The sequence below is a fragment of the Rahnella variigena genome, assembly GCF_003610915.1.
Taxonomy (GTDB): domain Bacteria; phylum Pseudomonadota; class Gammaproteobacteria; order Enterobacterales; family Enterobacteriaceae; genus Rahnella; species Rahnella variigena.
Genome location: NZ_NSDJ01000001.1, coordinates 3,353,262 through 3,375,104 on the forward strand (window position 1 = coordinate 3,353,262; position 21,843 = coordinate 3,375,104).

17 protein-coding genes are annotated in these 21,843 nt (G+C 49.4%); all 17 read right to left on the bottom strand.

Features of this window, described 5'->3' with window-relative positions:
• Positions 1–11 precede the first annotated feature (11 nt).
• Positions 12–923, bottom strand: a complete 912-nt coding sequence (locus CKQ54_RS15500) for an ABC transporter permease subunit (RefSeq protein WP_112292021.1) — start codon at positions 921–923, stop codon at positions 12–14.
• Positions 924–932: 9 nt separating this feature from the next.
• Positions 933–1,853, bottom strand: coding sequence for an ABC transporter permease subunit (locus CKQ54_RS15505; protein ID WP_112292023.1), 921 nt, complete (start codon positions 1,851–1,853; stop codon positions 933–935).
• A gap of 370 nt (positions 1,854–2,223) precedes the next feature.
• Entirely contained in the window at positions 2,224–3,768 is a 1,545-nt protein-coding gene (locus tag CKQ54_RS15510) for a glutathione ABC transporter substrate-binding protein (protein ID WP_120162989.1), read from the bottom strand.
• Between the two features lie 36 nt (positions 3,769–3,804).
• A complete protein-coding gene (locus CKQ54_RS15515; protein WP_120162990.1) occupies positions 3,805–5,673 on the bottom strand; it encodes an ABC transporter ATP-binding protein in 1,869 nt (622 codons plus the stop codon).
• 30 nt (positions 5,674–5,703) lie between these two features.
• On the bottom strand, positions 5,704–6,669 hold the full coding sequence (gene dgcA / locus CKQ54_RS15520; RefSeq protein WP_120162991.1) for an N-acetyl-D-Glu racemase DgcA: 966 nt from the start codon (positions 6,667–6,669) through the stop codon (positions 5,704–5,706).
• Entirely contained in the window at positions 6,669–7,679 is a 1,011-nt protein-coding gene (dgcN, locus tag CKQ54_RS15525; protein ID WP_120162992.1) for an N-acetyltransferase DgcN, read from the bottom strand. The genes dgcA and dgcN overlap by 1 nt, the downstream gene beginning before the upstream one ends.
• Positions 7,680–7,952: 273 nt before the next feature.
• Entirely contained in the window at positions 7,953–9,023 is a 1,071-nt protein-coding gene (locus tag CKQ54_RS15530; RefSeq protein ID WP_120162993.1) for a porin, read from the bottom strand.
• A gap of 773 nt (positions 9,024–9,796) precedes the next feature.
• On the bottom strand, positions 9,797–11,509 hold the full coding sequence (locus CKQ54_RS15540) for an ABC transporter ATP-binding protein (RefSeq protein WP_120162994.1): 1,713 nt from the start codon (positions 11,507–11,509) through the stop codon (positions 9,797–9,799).
• A 106-nt stretch (positions 11,510–11,615) separates the two neighbouring features.
• On the bottom strand, positions 11,616–11,921 hold the full coding sequence (locus CKQ54_RS15545) for a hypothetical protein (protein ID WP_120162995.1): 306 nt from the start codon (positions 11,919–11,921) through the stop codon (positions 11,616–11,618).
• A 14-nt stretch (positions 11,922–11,935) separates the two neighbouring features.
• Positions 11,936–12,460: a hypothetical protein gene (locus CKQ54_RS15550; RefSeq protein ID WP_120162996.1), complete on the bottom strand. Its 525-nt coding sequence runs from the start codon at positions 12,458–12,460 to the stop codon at positions 11,936–11,938.
• Between the two features lie 159 nt (positions 12,461–12,619).
• Positions 12,620–13,357: a fimbria/pilus periplasmic chaperone gene (locus tag CKQ54_RS15555; protein ID WP_120162997.1), complete on the bottom strand. Its 738-nt coding sequence runs from the start codon at positions 13,355–13,357 to the stop codon at positions 12,620–12,622.
• Positions 13,323–14,648: a fimbrial usher protein StbD gene (stbD, locus tag CKQ54_RS15560; protein ID WP_120162998.1), complete on the bottom strand. Its 1,326-nt coding sequence runs from the start codon at positions 14,646–14,648 to the stop codon at positions 13,323–13,325. Before stbD ends, CKQ54_RS15555 begins: the two co-directional genes overlap by 35 nt.
• A gap of 95 nt (positions 14,649–14,743) precedes the next feature.
• Positions 14,744–17,305 (bottom strand): fimbrial outer membrane usher protein, encoded by a 2,562-nt coding sequence (locus CKQ54_RS15565; protein WP_244220220.1) that lies wholly within the window; start codon positions 17,303–17,305, stop codon positions 14,744–14,746.
• Positions 17,283–18,038 (bottom strand): fimbria/pilus periplasmic chaperone, encoded by a 756-nt coding sequence (locus CKQ54_RS15570; RefSeq protein ID WP_167459641.1) that lies wholly within the window; start codon positions 18,036–18,038, stop codon positions 17,283–17,285. Before CKQ54_RS15570 ends, CKQ54_RS15565 begins: the two co-directional genes overlap by 23 nt.
• A 101-nt stretch (positions 18,039–18,139) precedes the next feature.
• Positions 18,140–18,628 carry a fimbrial protein gene (locus tag CKQ54_RS15575; RefSeq protein ID WP_120163063.1) on the bottom strand — a complete coding sequence of 163 codons (489 nt, stop codon included), beginning with the start codon at positions 18,626–18,628 and terminating at the stop codon, positions 18,140–18,142.
• Positions 18,629–19,283: 655 nt separating this feature from the next.
• Positions 19,284–20,819, bottom strand: coding sequence for an EAL domain-containing protein (locus tag CKQ54_RS15580; RefSeq protein WP_120163001.1), 1,536 nt, complete (start codon positions 20,817–20,819; stop codon positions 19,284–19,286).
• Between the two features lie 32 nt (positions 20,820–20,851).
• Positions 20,852–21,505: a helix-turn-helix domain-containing protein gene (locus tag CKQ54_RS15585; protein WP_120163002.1), complete on the bottom strand. Its 654-nt coding sequence runs from the start codon at positions 21,503–21,505 to the stop codon at positions 20,852–20,854.
• Between the last annotated feature and the right edge of the window lie 338 nt (positions 21,506–21,843).

Here is a 21,843-nt window from a genome sequence, read left to right on the forward strand (position 1 = left end):
TTCAGTGGCTATTACTTTTTCAGTTTAGGATCCAGCGTATCCCGCAGCGCGTCGCCGAGCAGATTAAATGCCAGAACCGTGAGGAATATCGCCAGCCCCGGGAACACGCTGACGTTCCATTTGCCCGCCATCATCATATTGCGGCTCATCGCCAGAATATTGCCCCACTCCGGCACGTCCGGTTCCGGCCCCAGACCGATAAAACTCAGGCTGGCGGCTGTCAGAATACTGGTACCGATACGCATGGTGAAATAGACGATCACGTTCGACAGCGTACCCGGCAGGATATGGCGTAAAATCACCACCCTGTCCGGCGCGCCGACGCAGCGAACCGCTTCGACATAGGCACTTTGTTTGATCGATAACGTGGCGGCGCGCACGATGCGGGCAAATACCGGCACGCTGAATACCGCGACCGCGATGATCACGTTGTTCAGCCCCGGACCAAGAATAGCCACGACGGCGATTGCCAGCAACATGCCCGGAAAAGCGAACAAGACGTCGGAACCGCGCATGATCAGCATGTCGAGCCAGCGGCCATAATATCCGGCCAGCAGTCCGAGCAATACACCGGCGATCATGCCGAGCGTCACGGAGAAAATGCCAACATAAAGGGATATGCGCGCGCCATAGATGATGCGGCTGAGAACATCTCGTCCCAAATCGTCGGTGCCAAACCAGTGCTCCGGCGTGGGGCCGACACCCAGCGCCATCCAGTCCGGCGTCATCGGGTCAAAAGGTGCCAGCCACGGCGCGAATATCGCCACAAGCACCAGCAGCAGGATAAATCCGCCGGACACCAGCGCCATCGGATGGCGAAGAAACGTGTGGAAAAAGTCGTACCACGGCGAACGGATATCATCGTTTTGCGAGGCTACCGCAGCCGGTGTGGTTTCTTCCAGCACAGAGACAGGATCGGTCATGAGCAGCTCCTAACGCAGACGGATTGCCGGATTGACCACCGCATAAAGCAGGTCAACCAGCAGATTTATCAGAATAAATTCAAACACGAACAGCATCACCAGCGCCTGAATGACCGGCTGATCCTGCGTCTTGATGGATTCAATCAGTAGCCAGCCGAGCCCCGGCCAGCTGAACACACTTTCGACGATAATTGAGCCACCGAGCAAAAAACCAAACTGCAAGCCAAGCATGGTGATAATCGGGATCAACGCATTACGCATGATGTGTTTCCACGTCACCAGCCGCGCACGTAATCCTTTGGCGTTGGCGGTGCGCACGTAATCTTCCTGCGCCACGTCGAGAAAGGCCGAGCGGGTGAAGCGCGCCATCACTGCCGCCACCGAGGAACCGAGGGTGATCGCCGGTAAGATAATGTCAGCGGGCGAATTAAAGCCGCTGACGGCGAAGATCCCGAACGGCATGGCGACAAACTGGATCAGCAATAACCCGAGCCAGAACGGCGGCATGGAAATTCCACCGACCGCCATGCTCATCAGTGTCCAGTCCTGCCATTTTCCGCGTTTGAGCGCTGACACCACGCCAATCACCAGGCCGAGCACCACCGACCACGCAAAGCCCGCCAGCGCCAGCAACAGCGTTGGCATAAAACCGCTTTCAATCACACTTAACACCGGCTGACGCGTGCGATACGTCGTGCCCAGATCGCCGTGAACCATACCGTTTAGCCAGTGCCAGTACTGCGCGGGCAGCGGATCGTTAAGGCCAAGCAGTTGCCGTGCTGACTCAACCGCCTCAATCGGCGCATCCTGTCCGGCGTAAATACGCGCAGGGTCACCCGGCAGCAGCTTGATAAAGCCGAAAACCAGCAACGATACCACCAGTAAAACGGGGATCATTTCCAGTATCCGGCGGATAAAATAGGTCAGCATAAAAGTGTTTCCCTGAACCTGAATATTGATGGTGGTGTGCTCTTTCCCCTGCTAAGGGGGAAGAAGACCGGAACACGCATTGGTTTTGCCCTTTGCTCCTCCCCCTGCGAAGGGGGAAGCAGACCGGAACATACATTGGCTTTGCCCTTTGCTCCTCCCCCTGCGAAGGGGGAAGCAGACCGGAACATGCATTGGCTTTGCCCTTTGCTCCTCCCCCTGCGAAGGGGGAGGTTGGGAGGGGGTTTTAAAGGCTAACACCCTGTTTAAACAAACCTTAACATCAGTTTTTGACCTTAATACCCCACCCCAGCCCTCCCCTTCGCAGGGGAGGGAGTTGACCAAAATCTGCTTAAGCTCCGGGAGCAAAAAATTATTTAAACTGTGCCTGATTAAAAATCAGCGAGCCGTCGGCCAGCATGTAGACGCCGGAAAGGTCTTTGCTTTTGCCAACCAGATTGTCCGGTACACCGAGATAGGCCACCGGTGCATCCGCCCACAACAATTTTTGGGCATCGGCATACGCCGCCTTGCGTTTTTCGACGTCAGCGGTTTGCAGACCAGCGGTGATCGCCGCATCCACCTGTTTGTTACTGTAATAAGAGACGTTATAGGCCGACGGGATCCAGGATTCGGTGGCGAACAGCGGACGCAACGCCCAGTCTGCATCACCTGTCGAGGCCGACCAGGCGCCGTAATACATTTCTACTTTCGCCTCTGCCGGTTTCGGCGTGCTCCACAGACGCTGAGTCAGCGTACCGGAATCCATCGGCACCAGTTTCACGCGCACGCCAATCAGGGAAAGCTGTTGTTTCAGGAACTGCGCGCTGCGGATACGGTCGGTCTTGTTCGAGCTCCACATTTCAACGTCAAAGCCCTTTTCATATCCGGCTTCTTTCATCAGCGCTTTGGCTTTGGCAATGTTATAGCTGTAATCCGGCGTGGTTTGTTTCTGATAGAACTGGACATTTTTCGGCAGCGGCGAAGTGGACGGCGATCCCAGACCGGCGAAACCGACTTTCAGCCACAGATTGCGGTCGATGGCGTAGTTAATCGCCTGACGGACGCGCACATCCGAGAACTCTTTTTTCTGCGTATTAAAGGCGATGTAATACAGATAGATGCCCGGATCCTGCGCGATATCCAGCTTCGGATCGCTTTTCACCGTATCCACCAGATCGGATGGCAACGGATAGACCGCATCCACGCCGCCAGATTTCAGTTTTGCCACCTGTGTGGAATCTTCCGGCGTCGGATACAGCGTGACGGAATCCACTTTCGGCCAGCCTTTCTGCCAGTAGTTGTCATATTTCACCAGCTTGACGTCTTTACCCTGCTGCCATTCCACAAACTTGAACGGGCCGGTGCCGACCGGATGCACACTCAGATCCTGCTCATTCGGATATTGTTTCAGGGATGCCGGGCTGTGCATGACCGCTGAAGGATGCGCGAGGGTGTTGATCATCGCGCCGAACGGTTTGTTGAGGGTGATTTTCACCTGGTACGGGCTGACGGCTTCAACGGATTTAATCATGCTGAACAGCGAGTTACGTTTCAGGTGACTGGCCGGATTAGCCAGACGATCAAGGTTAGCTTTGACCGCGTCGGCGTTGAAGAGCTTACCGTCCTGGAAGGTCACGTCGTGGCGCAGATTGATGGTGAATTCGGTGGCATCACTGTTGCTGGTGTAATCGGTCGCCAGCACCGGCACGACGGCCATCTTGCTGTCGAACTGGAACAGGCGTTCAAAGATGCCGCTCTGAATGGAATAACTCAGCGTATCGGTGGTGTCGTGCGGGTCGAAACCAGTCGCGTCCGCATACATGGAAATACGCAAATCTTTGGCCTGAGCAGACGCCGCAAAGCAAAGCGCCAGTCCGGCGGCAAGCAGGCTCTTACGCAGTAAAGTCGAATGCATGGTGTTCTCCTGTGTGTCCCAAAAAAGAAAGTTGAGTTATCCCTGTGCGACCCAGTGATGTTCACTGACGCGGGAATATTTGAGTTTTTCTATCTGTACACCCGCCGGATGCACCGGCGATTTCACTTCCACATCATCGAACTGACGCAACGCACGCTGCGTCGGATCCGCCACCGGCACCGAACTGAGCAGGCGTCGGGTATAGGGATGTTGAGGGTTGCTAAATACAGAGTCACGGGGACCAATCTCCACAATCTGCCCGCTGTACATCACCGCTACGCGGTTGGCGATACGCTCCACGACGGCCATGTCGTGGGAAATAAACAACCACGCCACGCCGGTATCGCGCTGTAAATCCATCATCAGGTTGACTACCTGCGCCTGAATCGACACATCCAGCGCCGACACCGCTTCGTCAGCAATAATCACCTGCGGCTGCAACGCCATCGCGCGGGCAATGGCGATACGCTGACGCTGTCCGCCGGAGAATTCGTGCGGATAACGCCGCGCATGGGAAGGTTCAAGACCGACGCTTTTCAGTAACTGATTCACTACCGGCGTGGCATCAGCCAGTGATTTTTTCAGGCCGTGCAGTAACAAGGGTTCGGCAATGGAAAAGCCGACGGTCAGACGCGGATTGAGTGAAGCGTAGGGATCCTGAAACACCATCTGGATCTGACGGCGCACCGCCTGAAACGGCGTGTCGCGCATCAGGGTAATTTCTTTGCCTTCAAGATGAATACTTTCGGATTCGCTGCCCACCAGCCGTAAGATTGCGCGGCCTGTGGTGGATTTACCGCAGCCACTCTCGCCCACCAGCGCCAGCGTTTCGCCCGGCCAGATGGAGAAATCAATTTGCTCAACGGCATGGACTTCTTTGGTCACGCGTGACAATACGCCGGAACGGATCGGATAGCAGACGAGCAACCCGCGCACGTCGAGCAGCGGTGGCGCAGCGTAATTAGCGGTTTTCTGGTCGTCTTCCGCTGGCGAAATGTGAGGCAGATCACCTGCAACCGATTGCTTTTCGGGCGAAATATTTTGACCGGTTTTGGCGGCTAACAGCGGGAAGCGACGCGGCCATTTCAGCCCCTGCATATCACCCAGTTTCGGTACGGCGGCCAGCAATGCGCGGGTATACGGATGCTGGGCGTTGGCGAAAATCTCGGTCACGCTGCCCTGCTCCACCACTTTGCCCTGATACATCACCACCACACGATCGGCGATTTCCGCCACCACGCCCATGTCATGCGTAATGAACAGAACCGACATCTCGGTGCCCTGTTGCAGGTCGCGCAGAATTTGCAGAATGCGCGCCTGCACCGTGACATCCAGCGCGGTTGTCGGTTCGTCGGCAATCAGCAATGCCGGATCACAGGCCAGCGCCTGCGCAATCATCACCCGCTGACGCATGCCGCCGGAGAGTTCATGCGGATAACATCTGAGGATGCGTTCGACGTCAGGAATACGAACCTGTTTCAGCAATTCACGGGCTTTATTCAGCGCCGTGGCTTTACTGGCGATGCCATGATCCAGCAGCCCTTCGGTCAGCTGATCGCCAACGCGCAGCACCGGATTGAGCGAGGTCATCGGCTCCTGAAAGATCATCGACATTTCCTGGCCGCGCAGCTTCCGGCGTGATTCTGCGGACATCGACGTCAGCGCATGACGCGTGCCGTTACGGCCAAAAAATTCGATACTGCCCGCGTCAATGTGCGCCGAATCCGGCAGCAGCCCCATGACGCTCAGTGAGGTGACGGACTTACCTGATCCGCTTTCGCCGACCACCGCCACCACTTCACCTTTATTCACCGAGAAGGAAACGCCTTTCAGCGCCTGCGTTTTGCCTTGCCGGCCGGAAAACGTCACCGACAAATCGTTAATCTGCAAAATGGGCACTGTCATCAATAAACGCCTCCTTTATAGGCTGAACTGTTAAAGCCAGACTTCACCGTTTTCATAACGTAATGCCGGTTCGGCATCCTGCGACAGCCAGATTGGCCCGTCGAGATCGACACGTTCCGCCTGCACCGCCACCGGCAGCGCGGCTTCCATGGCGATGGAAGAACCGAGCATGCAACCGACCATAATCCGCAAACCGAACTGCCGCGCCACGCCGGTCATCGCCAGCGCTTCTGTCAGGCCACCGCACTTGTCGAGCTTGATGTTGATCATCTCGTAGCGGTCGCGCAGCCCTTCAATATCGGCACGCTCATGACAGCTTTCGTCGGCGCAGACAGGAATGGGATGCAAACAACGCACCAGATCGTGGTCATTACCGGCAGGAAGTGGCTGTTCGATCATCGCCACGTTCAATTCATGCAGCGCCTCAAACACACTGCCGAGATCTAAACCCGACCAGGCCTCATTCGCGTCTACCACCAGCGTGGCGTGTGGCGCAGCGGCGCGGATTGCCGCCACTTTCTCTATTATCTGCTCGCGGTCGAGTTTGATTTTCAGCAACTGCGCGCCACCGGCAACGGCCACTTCTGCCGCTTTCGCCATGTTTTCCAGCAGATCCAGGCTCAGCGTTTCCGCGGTAATCACGGAAACAGGCTTCGGCATATCAAGCAGTTGCCACAGGTCTTTGCCCTGTTTTGCCGCATCAAGACGCCACATTGCACAATCGAGGGCATTACGCGCCGATCCCATTGGCAACGCCTGCTGTAATGCGTCGCGGCTCAGTCCCTGTTCCACCTGCGGGCGGATAAGCTCAAGTTGTTCGCACACGCTTTGTGGCGATTCCTGATAACGGGCGGTCGGCGTGCATTCTCCGACGGCGGTAAATTCGCCGTCGGTCAGGGAAACGCGCACCACCGTGACAGCGGTGCGTGTACCACGGGAAATCGCAAACGGCTTTGCCAGCGGCAGTTCGACGGACTGGAAAGTCATCTGAGTCATCAGCCGTTGTCCTTAATCCATTGCGCGATATTTTTGATGCCAAAACGCACCGGGTCAGTGGCAGGCACGCCGAATTCTTCGCTGATTTCAGCCAGCGCGATTTTCGCTTCTTCTTCACTGACCGCCGACGTATTCAGCGAGAAACCGGCGATTTTGACATCCGGGCTGGTGAGCCTGGCAGCCGCCAGATTGGTATCAAGGCACTGACGCAGCGTTGGCATAAACTGGTGTGGCAGATGACGCATATGCGGGCGACCAAGCTCATGACACATCACCAATAAATGCGCCTGCGCGCCGTGGATAAGCCCCATACTGACACCGGCAAAAGACGGGTGATACAGCGAGCCCTGACCTTCGATGATGTCCCAGTGATCGTCGTCATTGGCCGGAGACAGCGCTTCAACCGCGCCGGAAATAAAATCGGCAATCACCGCATCAATCGCAATGCCCGCCCCCGCCACCAGCACACCGGTCTGACCGGTTGCGCGGAAATCGGCTTTTAAATCCAGTTCACGCATGGCCGCTTCCAGCGCCAGCGAGGTGTACATTTTGCCGACTGAGCAGTCGGTGCCGACGGTGAGAATGCGTTTGCCGCTGCGTTTTCTGCCGGTGCCGGTATCGAGTTCCGGTTGCATGTGACGCACGTCAAACAGCGCTACGTGATGCTCTTTAGCCAGCTCGACCAGTTCAGGAATGTCGTTCAGCCCCTGATGCAGGCCGTTAGCGACGTTAAGCCCGGCGCGGATCGCCGCTTTGATCGAATCCAGCCAGTGTGTCGGTAATTTACCGCCAGAGTTCGCGGTGCCCAGCACCATGGTTTTCGCGCCCTGCGCTTTGGCCGTTTCGATGTCGAGTTCGGGCAATCCCAGTGACACCGAATCCGTCGCCAGACGAATTTGCCCGACGCAGGCTTCAGGACGCCAGACGTGAATGCCGCGCGCGGTTTTCGCGGCCAGCGGATCCATCACATCACCAAGGAATAAAAGATACGGCTTTGGAATTTGCTGCATGTCAGTTTCTCCGGGATTCTTTTTTTAATGGGTTTTAAAAAGACCCGGTCAATATTCCACGGGAGAAAGCGGCTGACGAATACTTGTTTGGCTTTGGGGTATAACCTGCGGCTATAGGTTTAGCTGCATGAATTTATTATGGTTATTTGAAAATGAGGAACGCGGTCAGGGAGGGAGAAATGACAGGCACAAAAAAAGGCAGAGCCAATGAAACTCTGCCTTTGCGATTACCTTTTTCAGACACAGAATGGGGTAATAATTTAGTTCACTAACTTAGAAGCGGTAAGTCAGTGCTACAGCAACGATGTCATCAGAGCTTACGCCCAGTTTGTTGTTGTCATCGATCTGGTTGATCATGTAGTCAACATAGGTGTACATGTTTTTGTTGAAGTAGTAAGTCGCACCGATTTCGAAGTATTTAACCAGGTCTACATCGCCGATACCGTTTTCAACATCTTTCGCTTTAGACTGCACGTAACCGATTGACGGACGCAGACCGTTTTCGAACTGGTACTGTGCCACTAACTCATAACCCTGAGTTTTGTTCGCGTAGCCGCCTGGGATTGGTGCCAGGTTACGGGTTTCGTTATACATTGCAGACAGATAAATCTGGTTAGCGTCGTATTTCAGAGCCGTTGCCCATGCAGACGCTTTATCACCGCCGCCGATAGCGGAGTCACTTTGTGCGTTAGTACGGTCAGATGAAGAACCTGCGATAACAGCACCGATGCCGGAACCTGCGATATCTTCATAATCGATGGATGCGCCGTAACCGTCGCCGTTCGCTTTAGTAGATGCACGACCGTCGCCTTCGTTTTTACCCTGGTATTGCAGGGCAATGTTCAGGCCAGTGACCAGACCGAAGAAGTCCTGGTTACGGTAAGTGGCCAGGCCGCCTGAACGACCTACCATGTAGTTATCGGAGTTAGCGGTATCACCACCAAACTCTGGCAGCATATCGGTGAAGCCCAGTGCGTCGTAAACAACACCGTAGTTACGGCCGTAGTCGAAAGAACCGAAATCTTTCACTTTCAGGCCAGCAAAGCCCAGACGGGTTTTGTTACCCAGGTCGCCCTGAGATTCTGCGTGGTTAGCCTGAATGTTATATTCCCACTGGCCATAACCGGTCAGTGTGTCGTTAATTTGAGTTTCGCCTTTAAAGCCCAGACGCGCATAAGTCATGTCGCCGTCAGAACTTTTGTCATCGGAGAAATAATGCTTAGCGGTTACGCGACCGTAGAGGTCCAGTTTGTTACCGTCTTTATTATAAATCTCAGCTGCATTCGCGGTAGAACCCACTGCAATTAAAGAGACCGCTAAGGCCAACACACTGCGCTTCATCATTATTTAAGTTTCCTTGATTTTTTTATAAAGGATTTCTCATGCCCGTTCTTTTATAGGACTGAAATATCGGGCTGTGAGTATTTGTACATGTTTTAAAATACGTCTGTCTGTAAAACGATTTGAACCTTAACACTGAGCACGAAAAGTTAAAATGGAAAAGTTCGCCTCGATAAGTCTTTTTTGAGTAAAGAGTTGTAACATCATGTTTCTACCATAAGGCGCTAAGCCCCTGATTATATGCGGTTTTCGCATAACAATTTGCACCATCACAGTGCATTGCACCATTGGCGTGCAAATAGTTTGTAAATTTGTAAAGTAGTTGCAAGCGGGATCACCTTTATCAAAAGGTTTTTTTCTGTTAACAATCGTTAAGGAATTAGTGCTATCTGAAAAGGCGTTGCATTTAAATAGTGCATAGCATGGTAATCATTTTGATGTGAACTTCATTATCTAATTAATAGAAAAAGCAGCCATAAGATTTTTGTACTACGCAATTTTTTGCCGATTAGGATTTTTAATAAGGATGCTGAACAAAATAAAGCCAAATTCAGAGTGGCAATAATTACCTGAGTGATTAAATTGAACGAAGTTGAATATTTCCCGTTGCCCATATTGGGTTATTTTTATTCAAAACGGGCTTTTGTTTACAACGGGCATATTAAAAGAAAGAGCATATCTCAGGCGGATCAGGAAATTTTCGGGGAACATTTTGCTGTTGAGTGGCGGGAAATCCGTAAGACGGCCCTCCCCGTTACCAGGGAGGACGCTGAAGATTAGCGGAACTGCGCGGCGTGAAGTTGTGCGTAACGACCCTGTTGAGCAAGCAGAGACTCATGCGTGCCCTGCTCAACAATACCTTCTTTATCGACCACGATAATGCGGTCGGCATTCTGAATAGTTGCCAGACGATGAGCAATCACCAGCGTGGTGCGGCCTTCAGAAAGTTCCGCCAGTGACTGCTGGATGGCCTGTTCGGTCGCCGTATCCAGTGCGGACGTCGCTTCATCGAGGATCAGGATCGGCGGGTTTTTGAGGAATATCCGCGCGATCGACAAACGCTGTTTCTGACCGCCGGAAAGCTTCACGCCCCGCTCACCAATTACGGTGTCCATGCCCAGCGGCAAAGCGTCAATCACGTCATCAAGGCGTGCGCGACTGGCGGCCAGGCGAATTTCCGCTTCGCTGGCATCGAGCTTACCGTAAGCAATGTTCTCGCGGATTGTCCCCCCAAACAGGAAAACATCCTGCTGCACGATGCCGATGTTATGACGCAGCGAAGTCTGGGTCATGTCGCGGATATCAATGCCATCGATGGAAATGCTGCCGCTGTCCAGCTCATAAAAACGAGGCAGCAGCGAACACAAGGTGGTTTTTCCCGCACCGGAAGGCCCGACGAACGCCAGCGTTTCTCCGGCATTAATAGAAAGCGTGATGCCGTTGAGAATTTTGCTCACCGGCGTGTAGCCGAAGACGACATTGTCGTAATGAATGTCACCGCGTAAGTGACTGACCACCTGTGCGCCCGGCCGGTCAGTGATATCCGGTGAGGTATCGATAAGCTGCGTGAAGCGTTTAAAACCGGCAATCCCTTTCGGATAGCTTTCCAGTACCGAGCTGATTTTCGCCACTGGCCGGAAAAACACTTCCACCAGCAACAGGAAACCGACAAATCCGCCATACGTCAGCTGGTCATTAATCACATACCAGGTTCCGGCGATCATCACGATGATCTGCACCAGACGGGTACTGAGGTAACTCAGCGTCAGACTTGCGGTCATGATTTTGTAGGCTTTCAGCTTAGTGATGCGGTAGTTATTGTTATCCGACGCAAACAGCTTTTGCTCATGATCTTCGTTGGCAAAGGCTTTCACCACGCGAATACCACCGATGCTTTCTTCTATACGTGCGTTGAAATTACCCACCATCCCGAACAGGCGTCGCCAGGTGTCGGTCATCTGCGCGCCATAACGGCTGACCATCCAGGTCATTGCCGGAACAATAATGATGGTCATCAGCGCCAGCTGGACATGTACCGTCGCCATCAGGATAAACGCACCGATGAAGGTCATTACTGCAATGAACACATCTTCCGGGCCGTGATGCGCAATCTCCCCCACTTCTTCCAGATCTTTGGTGACGTGGGTAATGATGTGACCGGTTTTGGTGTTGTCGTAATAACGGAAAGACAGTTTCTGTAAATGGCTGAACGCCTGAGCACGCATGTCAGTTTCAATCCCGACGCCCAGCGCGTGTCCCCAGTAGTTCACAATCGCCATCAGTAAGGTGTTGATCACATAAATCAGCAGCAAACCGACGGTCGCGCCAATGATCAGCACCCAGTCATGTGCGGGCAGCAACTTATCAATAAAGGTTTTGATCGCCATCGGGAAACCCAGTTCCAGTAACCCGGCCAGAATGGCGCATCCGAAATCCAGGAAGAACAGCTTTTTATAAGGAACGTAATAAGAGAAGAAACGGCGGAGCATCAGGCATCCTCATAGAAACGACCCGAAGGCGGGCAAGTCCGTCAGTCTAAATGAAAATGGTTATCGATAAAGATAATTTTAGACCCGCCCCGCCGGAAGACCGTTTTCACAGAAGTTTGCGCACACCGCTTAAAATCACGGCAAAGGCCGCATTCAGTGCCTGCCAGGCAATCTCCTCGCTGATTGCTTCATAGGTCGCCAGCACCGCCACAAAGGTGGATTTCTGTGTCGCCAGCAAAGATTCATATTCTCCCGACCGGAAACTGCCTTTACCTTTTTCAATCTCCCAGGTCAGCTGAAGTAAGGCTTCAATCTGCGGGACGGCACTGTTTGCCACCGTATTCCAGTTTGTCCCCAGTGAAGCTTTTGCCGCCGCAATAGCCCTGTCTTTAACATCAAAAATATCACTCATCGTATTCACCTTTATTATTTATTGACTGCTTCTGTACCATTTTTTAATACCAGCTCATACGTCAGCATCGACTGCATAATCACAGCAACCTGTTTACGCTGAAGAGTGATATACGCCGGAGAATCCTGTTGCGAACAATGCTGCCTTTTATATTTAATCTGATAGAAGATATTTCTCAGGCCAAACATCTGCTGTTCAATTGCAGGATTGTTATTTAAGATTTTGGTGCGGGATTCAATCAGTGCTAAATCCGTTTCAGCGGAATTAAAGAACGCACTGTCGGGTTCAGAAAGGTGGGAAATCAGCAAAAGCGGTTGCCCTGCGACCACGGACGCCGCATGGCAGGCGACAACCGGCGAGGCGGGTTGCGTATTGTCAGTCATTGCCTGCGCAGTCCAGGCCACAAATTGACGGTCGGCTTTGCTCTGGAAGTCAGTAATTTGTTTATCTAAAGCAGGGTCATACTGGTGCGTGGAACAACCGGCCATCGTCATTACGACAATAAAAATCGCGATTCCGGCTTTCATTATTGATTTCAAAATGCCTCTCCTGTGACTGATTCCGAAGGTGGACATTATTCCATTGTCCTCGCCATCAAAAATTAGTCACAAGAGAAGACCGGCGCAACCGGTCAGTTAATCATTTCCAATCAAATGCTAAAGTCATTTTTATCATTAAAATAAAAAACCTGTGGATGATTATTTTAATTTCTGGCTGGCTTGCCATCGCGTACCATTATCATTGATAACGTCGTATTCCACTTTATCTGACAGGTTTTTCCCTGCCGGAATTTCCACCCGCTCTGAAGTGAAAGGCGCCACCATCACACCGGGTAACTCCGTCTCTCCCGAACGAAGTGAAGAAAGCGTCAGGTGCCACGGCGTCGGATTTTGTATCAAGAGTGTTTTACTGCCCGCCTCACGGTCGATGCTGAACTGCAATTTCTGTGCATCACTTTCCTTAAGCTCCCCTACTTTTTCCGGCCTGAAAAACACCTTCATGCGGATTTTTAACGGCAGCACGACGCGTTTTTCATCTTTATGCTGTGTTTCGGTATTTGGCGGAATTTGAAAGATATTCAACCAGTAAACACTTTCGCGATCCTGTGGCAGACTTCCGGCTGAAACCATCAACAGCCGGATATTGCGCATTTCCCCCGGTTTCATTTTAAATACCGGCGGATTGATCACAATCGGCGTATGGACCTTATCCGGGCTCACCGTCGGGTCTCCGTTATCTGTCCAGACCTGCACCACTACCGGTTCTTTCTCGGAATTCACTAATGACAGTGATTCCGCGATACTTCCCGAGTTGAACACCACGCGGGTCTTTTCCGCATTAACCACCGCGCTGGCGTGAAACGCCGTGCAACAGAGCATAATCCCCGCCGCAACGGTAACTTTATTGAAAACTGACCACCACTTGTAACTGCGCATTAACGCTCCCCGCTGTCACTGTTTCGCCACTGATTGCCTCCAGAGACGCCGTAAAATTTCCGGTGTACGTTGTGACACCGTCCGTAGAATCGCCCTGACTGGTGGTCAGATCTTTATAGGCGTACCAGCCGCCCAAATTGCCTGTTCTGGTTGTTCTGCTGGGCAGTAAAGTAAGGGCTGCGCCGCTTTCATTATAGATTTTGATCCCCACGCCGGATGCCGATCCACTGCTCCCGTAATTAGTGTCCAGCAAATGTGTAAGCCCTCCGGAGCTTGTCGTCAGCCCGAGGTTAGTTGCTGCTGTGACAGCCGTGGGCTGGTTGACCAGAAAACCCATTGCAACAGCGGTTGATGCTGCAGTTGTACCAACACTGGAGACAGCAGCATCTTCACATTTCAGGCTAATTGAAAATGAACTCTGGCTGGTTTCCCCACTATTTAAAGATGAAATACTCATCGTCGGTAATAATACGACTGAAGGGTAATCTTTTACCAAACACATAGCGCCACGCACAAAGGTGACATTGTTGTACAAACCATAGGCCGCTGGCCAGGCGCTATGCCAACCATTAGAATTAGAGTATGAATCTGCACCATCAGTAACATTTGTTGATAAACCCGGCCCTTTAAAGGCTATATAACCATAAGGCTGAGAATAACTCATAAGCCAGGTTGTGCTACTATTTGTATAATAAGTCGTGGAATCTATTTTAAAAAGCTCTATGGTGACGCCGCTGAATATACTTGCAGGTATATAAATATAATTTTCATCCTGAACCCAGTTATCTGCAACTAACTTTCGTGCTTTCCAATATCGCGAGTAATACTCTCCCGTACTGGTGTTGGTTAATCTGTAAGCAACATTCATTACTGGGCTGTAATAGGCATTATCAACTTCATCAGTTGCATACTGACCAGTATATGCATTATCACCATTCGTAGCATACATCTCATAGATAGAATCGGCATCGGCTAGCGCACATCTGAAAAGTATCTGATTCTGACCGTAAGGCGTTGAAGATGATGCCTGGAAAAAGTCAGCTGTTGAACTGGCAAGTAATGTTCCTGATGGCATAAAACTTGAATTGGTACTTATAGAGACTACTGGAGGAAGCCCTATATTACCATTGCAAGTATCACAACCTCCACCCCAACTTTTTGCAGTATAACCAGCTTCAATTAGTGCAGTAGTCAGATAGCCGGTTCCATCCACTATCGAGCACGTCGCCTGTGAAATACCAGGAATTACCAACCCGAGAAAACTTATTAAATAAAATAATTTTTTTACCATTCAAAATCCCACCTATCATTAGGTACGTAATATGTATTACTTAACAGCATCTAAAAATATTTTTGATTTTTTTGCTATGCATTTTTTTTGGGGGTTTATTTACAAGGTAGCGTCATCTGTAAAAAATAATTATCATCACTCGCAGGTAACTGATAATTAATTCGGCACTGCTCTGACTTTTCCTTACCCCATGAAACAAATAGCACGCCGGAACGATCATTAATGCGTGCATAGATCTGCCCGGCCTGACCGACCATGCCTATATTATTTCCGTCTTTATCGGTAACGTCTGCGCCCATCGGAATCATCTGATCGCCATCGAGCGTAGTGTTAATTAATACCTGTTTACCCGAGACAGTTTCAAAATTAACCTGAACAATGGCACCGGAATAAGGCACGACCTGCTGACTTCCACCCTGAATATCCACACTGGAATTTAGTCCTCTGGGGTCAAGGCTGACGGTATTATATTGATAAGGCGATAACGAAGGCATAATGGCATAACCGAAGCTGTCTATTTTTGCGCCCTGACCGTTTTTAATTTCCGCCCCTTTTGCCCCTTTGGCTTTGACCAACGCAAAGGTATCACTGACATAAGGTCCGTAGGTCACACCCCCGGGATGGATCAATAAGGTGCCAGAGGTACCCAATCCAAACTGCTTATAGCCGCTACCCTGAGAATAAGAACCGCGGAATGCGCCTTTCGACGTATTCTGCTGAAGTGAACCGCCCCAGGTCATTTCGTTGCCGCTACTCTGATAGTTCTCTACGCCGCTGTAGAGGGAATAGGACAAGTTACTTTTCTCGCCTACCGAGCCAGAAAGACTGGTCGTCGCTGACTCTGATGTTTTATTTTTCGCCAGGTTAAACGAAACATTGGATCTTGAGTCTGTCCAGTCCAGCGGCATTGAGAAACCTATTGAAATGGTGTTCTCTGTATATTTCTGACGATTATCACTGTTATCCGCGTCGCTGTAGTAGTTGCTGCGGGTACTGTAACTGGTGCGCTGTCTGCCAACGTTGATGTTATAGCTGATCTTTTTATAGCTATTGCTGTAACCCAGCTGCATCTGAGTAATACGTGAATTATTACTGTAATAATCTGACGTACTGGCATTCAGGGAAAGTGACCCGAACGTATTAAAACTTTGGGCGATGGTCGCGCTGAACTGATTTTTCTGATTCAACGTATCCGAATAGTAAGTGGTGGTATTTTCAGCGGCTCGCCTTACACCCAGCACATCCTGCAAATCCCGGAAACCTTTAGTCGAGTAGCGGTATGCCGCCAGTGTCAGATTAGTGCCGGTAGTAAAAGTCTTGCTGTAACTGGCTTCCGCCCGCCAGCCTGACTGGGTTTTATTATTTTCAGCCACGGCATGTGAATAAGTCGTGTTAAGGCCGATAGCCCCTAATGGCGTCGCCATGACACCGCCGAGCAAATAAGCCTCATAGTCTTTTGCCAGACGTAGACCGGCGTTGCCGGTAAAACGGTTACTGATCCCGCGCTGAATTACGCCTTCCACGAACTCGTTATCGACGTTGTAATAATTACGCACCCTGCCGAGTGCGACTTCATAATTCCACATCCCGGGACGTATAGAATCCGGTACGGCCGAATACGGCACAGTGAAGGATGACGTTTGCCCGTTGGCTTCAATGACCTGGACCTGTAAATCGCCCTGTCCTCGGGTATTGTTCAAATCGTCAATGACGAAAGGCCCCGGTGAAACGACGGTTTCATAAATTGTTTTCCCCAGCTGGCTGACCACCACACGGGCTGTCGTACTGGCGACACCGCGAACTTCTGGCGCATAACCGCGTTTGCCCTGAGGCATCATCCGCGTATCACTGGCGAGTTTGACACCGTTGAAAGACAGGCTGCCGAAAAGACTGCTGTTGGTATAGCTGTCACCGATCGTGATTAAAGAATTGATCGACGGCAATGGCCGTTGTGCGTTTGTACGTACGCTGGTCCACTTTTGACGTGTACGTCCGTCCGTTTCGTTGTAACTGAAATTTGACTGATTTCTCAGCTGCCATAAACCGATATTAGTGCCACTATTAAGGCCACTCCAAAGGTTCTTAGTGGTAGATCCTCCGGTATTCTTCGTTTCATAATAGTTGGTATTATGCTTTACGAATAAGCCCAGGCTCCCGCTGTCCCACCGTGAAACAGGAATATAACCACGCGGCTGGCGATACAACGAGGCCTGAGGGATCAGTAATTTTAATTGTTGAGTCGGTTGATCAAACTCCCAGGATGCCCCTTTAGAAAGTGCAGAGAAACTGACGCATTGATCTGCGACCGGTAGCAGGGAGACAACATCCACTTTTAGCTGAATAAGTTTAATATCATCAGCTTTCAGGCAGGGTTGAGCCGCTTCACCTTTTTCATCACTGCTAAATGTAATCTCAGCATTTTCCTTCACCAGCTTATTGTTAACGTAAAGATCAACATAATATTTTCCGGATTCAATCCTGATCACTTTTTGATTTAATTTTTCGAGATTCACAGCAACACCGGAACCTTCCAGCAGACTGGGATCGAAATAAAAATCTTCAGCCTTAACGTTGGGTTGGTGGCAGGCCAAAATACCAACAGTTAATAATGAAAGTGAGGACGATATTTTCTTATTATGGATTGATTTCATACTCATGACTCACTCTTGCTCCCTGATCGTTAATATAATCAATGACCGCCGTGTCATTTTTCTGTAATTGGAGTTTTTTGAACGTCACACTTTGTTGAGAAAAGGGTGGAAGCATGTCCGCAGACTGGGTATAAAGTTTAGCTCCCTGTTTTATCTTTATACTGGCAATAGAAACAAAAAAGGGTGAATCGTTTTTTAACTGTAAAGAAGTTCCGCCAGACTGCGCTGTAGAAATCAGTTTTATTTGATCAGGAAGATTTCCAATACGACTGGCTATAGCTGCAGGTCGGTAGAATACTTTTACCCGGTTTTTAAGCATCACCAGCATTTTATTTTTATTCCGGGTCTCCTCGCCACCTGCATTGAAGGGGGGGATTTGCAGAAAGTTAAAATAAAAAACAGACTCGCGATCCTGTGGTAATTTTTTACTACCCGTAAAGGAAATCCGTAATACCTGGCCGCTGTTAGAGGCGATTTTAAACAATGATGGCGATGCGATAAAAGGTGCCTTCGCCGTCAACGCAGTCGAGTTTACATCTCCATCATCCAGCCAGGTTTGTACGGCGTATGGGATAATATCTTTGTTACTGAACTCGACATTGACTGATTGATTATCAGATGGATAAACAATCCGGTTGCCTGTCATGATCACGCTGGCATAACTTGTTGCAGAAAAGCCAAATGACAGCAACAGCATTGCATTAAATATTTTATTACTGATTGTAGAATTGAATAACATTGGTATTGCTCTTGTCATTGACACTTTAATTTAATTAACGCTAATAAGTAATATGAAAGAAAGATGGCAGAATGCCTGCCATCTTTTAAATAAAGCCAGACTTACAAATAGCTCACCGCATATTCAATAGAACCTGCTACAGTACCTGCAGTGGCCTGGCCTGTTGCATAATACTGCACATAGAATGTTGCACTGGCGCTTTCATCCCCTACAGCTAAACCAAGTTCATTCTTAGTACTGGTCCAGGTGGAACTTAAATCAATCTCATCATTAGTCGTATCCAGTAATTGCAGATTGACATTGGTTGCTGTGCCGGTATTTTTCAGTGTGCCTTTATTTGCTGTATCCACCAGGTTTCCTGAGAAAACAGTATTAATCGTTGTCGCAGCTGCTGCCTCTTCACAACCAGACAGCGCAATTTCAAAAGAAGTAGTTCCGGCAACATTACCCGCAGTCGTTAAAGAACTTACGGCTGCAGTAGGTAATAAAACAACCGGGGCAGAATCGCTGTTTACCGACACTTCACAAGTCTGATCCGCTACTTCGCCCTGAAACGAAATAGTGTTATCAGATACGGCAGATGCCGTCATTGAATAACCCGCTACCAGTAAACCACAAGCCACTAAAAATTTCTTATTCACGTCTTTTCTCCGTTAGATTAATTTCCTTCTGGCAGGTCCCTTCGCCGGGTACGCTGCCAGTGCTAGTCACTATAAAGTCACGACCTTTTTCGGCAATCAATCTCGTCAAAAACGCATAAATTAGTGAATTATTCTTCTGGCATGAGTTATTTCATACACTAATCCACTAAATTGATGTAGATCCGTTTTCCTGCCAGAGAAATAATCTGCAATTTTAATTAACATCTCGAAAACATATTCCTTCCTTACGATTTCTTAACTAGGAATATTCTAAAAATAATTAAACGATTGCCTATAAACTGCGTCATTAAGATGATTAACAACTCGCAAAATAATCATTCGGCGTGTTATTTAACCGGAAGATATCAATTACAACCAGATTGAATATTTTCAGAATGATGTTTATGTCAGGACTGAGTAAATATTGATGTCGCTCAAGAATCACCAAAAACGTTCAAAAGGGAAAACCATGGCGACATTGATGTGCTTTAGACAAGCAGATGCGAGATAGAAGATGGAAATCATGAGAGGTGAAAATAAAGCGGATTGACCCGATGATGGAGGTACAAAGATAAAAGGGGCACAAGGCCCCTATCTGACACGCTCAGGAAGTGATTTTATCAATATCCACCGGCCTGCCGTAAAACCAGCCCTGTCCGACAATGCGTGGATATTCTTTCAGGAAGAAGTCCGCCTGATGCTGTTCTTCTATTCCTTCCACAATAATGGTCGCACCGGTCTGGGCGAGCATTTCCAGCATCATTTTCAGCATTTTGAAACTGACTGACTGACTGCCAACAGAATCGGTGAAGATCTTGTCAATCTTAATAAAATCAAACGATAACTTGCTCAGATAATCCAGATTTGAATAACCGGTACCGAAATCATCCAGCGCAATGCGGTAGCCGTAATCTCTCAGCCGGGCTAATGACTCTTTGAGCAGCCGATGGTCTGCCGTCGAACGTTCCGTGATTTCTAAGACGATTTGCTTCCGATGAAGCCTGCTTTTATCGACCTCTTCTTCGAGAAACACCCTGAAATCCGCCTCAGTCACATCCGCGGTAGTGATGTTAATACTCACAAATAGAGCGTTATTCTCCCGCAAGAGTGGTGCGATTTCTGTCAGCGTCCGCTTGACGACAGACCGGGTGAGCGCCTTAATCTGATGTGTCGACTCAGCCAGTTTGATAAATACATCCGGTGGTATATTGTCGCCGTTTACCTCTTTCCAGCGGGCCAGCGCTTCGTACCCAATCACCCTGCCGGTATCAATATCCACAAAGGGTTGATAGTTGATATAAATGTCATCCCGGCTGATCGCCATCCTGAGTTTATTCTGTAATGAACGGGTATTACTGATGTATTGCAGGAGTGCGAAAGTAAACATTCCACCGGCTGCTAATGCTGCCAGAATAATAAAGACTGTCGCCGTGGCTGAAAGGGAAAAAAGTCCGATCTGAGTGTTTCTGGCCATCACGCAAATATCATATCGTTTACTGCATTCCGTGAACCGGGCTTTGTGCCACCACGCAAAACCTTGCATTTCGTTAACATCCCGCACCAGTCCGGCGGTGTCGCCAAACAGCCTGAAAACATGGTCGTGCCGGTGGTTGATCAGCACGGCACCGAAGCCGTTATACGGAACATAAATGTCACGAAATGCGGCCGGTGTCGGGAAAAGCAGAACGTTCTTCGATTCCATCATATCGGCGGTGATCCGCGGGTCTACAATGCCGCTGAAGGATGTCCATATGCGCTGACCATAACGGGTGATGGCATCGGGCACCGACATCGTCACCGGCTCCGGTAAACGGCCGCGCATCGCCGTACATTTCAGCTGGTGATCACGGATGTAGCCAATGTCTGAGATAAATACCGAGGTAAATGAGAGATAACGAATTTCATCGAGAAATTTATCACTGCATGTTTCATCGCGTATGGCATTCACTTTACTGACGATTTTACCGGACTCATCAGCAACTTCCAGTCCGCGCGTCATGATGTGTCGGGCATAGGAAGCCAGATAGTCGCGATCATACGTCGCGATGACGAGATGTGTGACAATCAGGATAAATGTGGCTACCAGCAAGGTACCTGACAGAAATAATAAAGGCCGGCCAACAGATTTTGCGGTTTTCATGGTGTGCCTGAAATGAAAGTATTGATGCAATATTATTTTAAAGAAACCGGCGGATACTCGCCAAACTTGCTTCCGGCAAGTGCCATGAACTGACTGAATGCCACATTATTACTCACTTTAAGTTTATCCATAATGATGTGCTTCACCCGGCTGATGCGTCGATATTGGGTTTTCATTTTCGTGGCAATTTCAGTAATGCTCATTTGCTGGCTGAACATAATCAGCACTTCCCATTCATAGTCGCTCAGCATTTCGAAATCGTAACGAAGTTTTCTGTCTTCGTAAAAGAGTACGCTCACCATGCTCGTTGCATTAAGGATTTGCGCTGCGGAAGCGCGGCAGCCCTCAACGCCTAATTGTTTCATATAGATAGCATCTGCATTACTTTGAATCAGTAAAGCAGGAATTTCAATTTCAGTATGAATAATCATATCAATGGCGGGGAATTGCGCTTTTAGTTTTCTTAAGAAATCCAGGCCTTCAATAATAGACGTATTGGCATCATAAACCTCACTGAAAACCACATCCAATTTTCGCAATTCCAGCAAAGACTTGAGGGATATGAAATTAGAAAGTGTGCCTTCAATAATAATGTCACTCTCTTCTCTCAGGATCTGCGACATTACATCACTGACCATCGAAAGTGGTTCCATAATTGCCACTTTCTCTCTTCTTTTCCACGCCATTAATTATTCCTTACTTTGATTAAATCCTCGCTTTATTTTATCAAGCCAATTTTGGAATTTTGATCTGGGAATAAATTTTAAGATTAGGTTAATAATTTCGAAAAAACCAGCGAGCGTGGGCAATATCCCAAATAATGTCAGATGTTTGTATTATTTCAGGATAAAAATCTGCCGGGGTCCTGACTAAACAAAGTTTAAACAAGATCGTAATAGAATGGCAACTAGGAATATTCTTATTGAAATTAAACCGGGTGGAATTTTTTTTGCTGCCAAAGCTGGCCTCAGCAGGCCAGTTTGGGTGTGAATTTTGACAGTGAGCAGCCCGGCTGGCCCCTCAG

What these genes read in the sequence shown, in the direction of transcription:
- CKQ54_RS15500 (WP_112292021.1), bottom strand. Translation starts at nt 923, where the DNA reads ATGACCGATCCTGTCTCTGTGCTGGAAGAAACCACACCGGCTGCGGTA.
- CKQ54_RS15505 (WP_112292023.1), bottom strand. Translation starts at nt 1,853, where the DNA reads ATGCTGACCTATTTTATCCGCCGGATACTGGAAATGATCCCCGTTTTA.
- CKQ54_RS15510 (WP_120162989.1), bottom strand. Translation starts at nt 3,768, where the DNA reads ATGCATTCGACTTTACTGCGTAAGAGCCTGCTTGCCGCCGGACTGGCG.
- CKQ54_RS15515 (WP_120162990.1), bottom strand. Translation starts at nt 5,673, where the DNA reads ATGACAGTGCCCATTTTGCAGATTAACGATTTGTCGGTGACGTTTTCC.
- dgcA (WP_120162991.1), bottom strand. Translation starts at nt 6,669, where the DNA reads ATGACTCAGATGACTTTCCAGTCCGTCGAACTGCCGCTGGCAAAGCCG.
- dgcN (WP_120162992.1), bottom strand. Translation starts at nt 7,679, where the DNA reads ATGCAGCAAATTCCAAAGCCGTATCTTTTATTCCTTGGTGATGTGATG.
- CKQ54_RS15530 (WP_120162993.1), bottom strand. Translation starts at nt 9,023, where the DNA reads ATGATGAAGCGCAGTGTGTTGGCCTTAGCGGTCTCTTTAATTGCAGTG.
- CKQ54_RS15540 (WP_120162994.1), bottom strand. Translation starts at nt 11,509, where the DNA reads ATGCTCCGCCGTTTCTTCTCTTATTACGTTCCTTATAAAAAGCTGTTC.
- CKQ54_RS15545 (WP_120162995.1), bottom strand. Translation starts at nt 11,921, where the DNA reads ATGAGTGATATTTTTGATGTTAAAGACAGGGCTATTGCGGCGGCAAAA.
- CKQ54_RS15555 (WP_120162997.1), bottom strand. Translation starts at nt 13,357, where the DNA reads ATGCGCAGTTACAAGTGGTGGTCAGTTTTCAATAAAGTTACCGTTGCG.
- stbD (WP_120162998.1), bottom strand. Translation starts at nt 14,648, where the DNA reads ATGGTAAAAAAATTATTTTATTTAATAAGTTTTCTCGGGTTGGTAATT.
- CKQ54_RS15565 (WP_244220220.1), bottom strand. Translation starts at nt 17,305, where the DNA reads ATGAGTATGAAATCAATCCATAATAAGAAAATATCGTCCTCACTTTCA.
- CKQ54_RS15570 (WP_167459641.1), bottom strand. Translation starts at nt 18,038, where the DNA reads ATGTTATTCAATTCTACAATCAGTAATAAAATATTTAATGCAATGCTG.
- CKQ54_RS15575 (WP_120163063.1), bottom strand. Translation starts at nt 18,628, where the DNA reads ATGACGGCATCTGCCGTATCTGATAACACTATTTCGTTTCAGGGCGAA.
- CKQ54_RS15580 (WP_120163001.1), bottom strand. Translation starts at nt 20,819, where the DNA reads ATGAAAACCGCAAAATCTGTTGGCCGGCCTTTATTATTTCTGTCAGGT.
- CKQ54_RS15585 (WP_120163002.1), bottom strand. Translation starts at nt 21,505, where the DNA reads ATGGCGTGGAAAAGAAGAGAGAAAGTGGCAATTATGGAACCACTTTCG.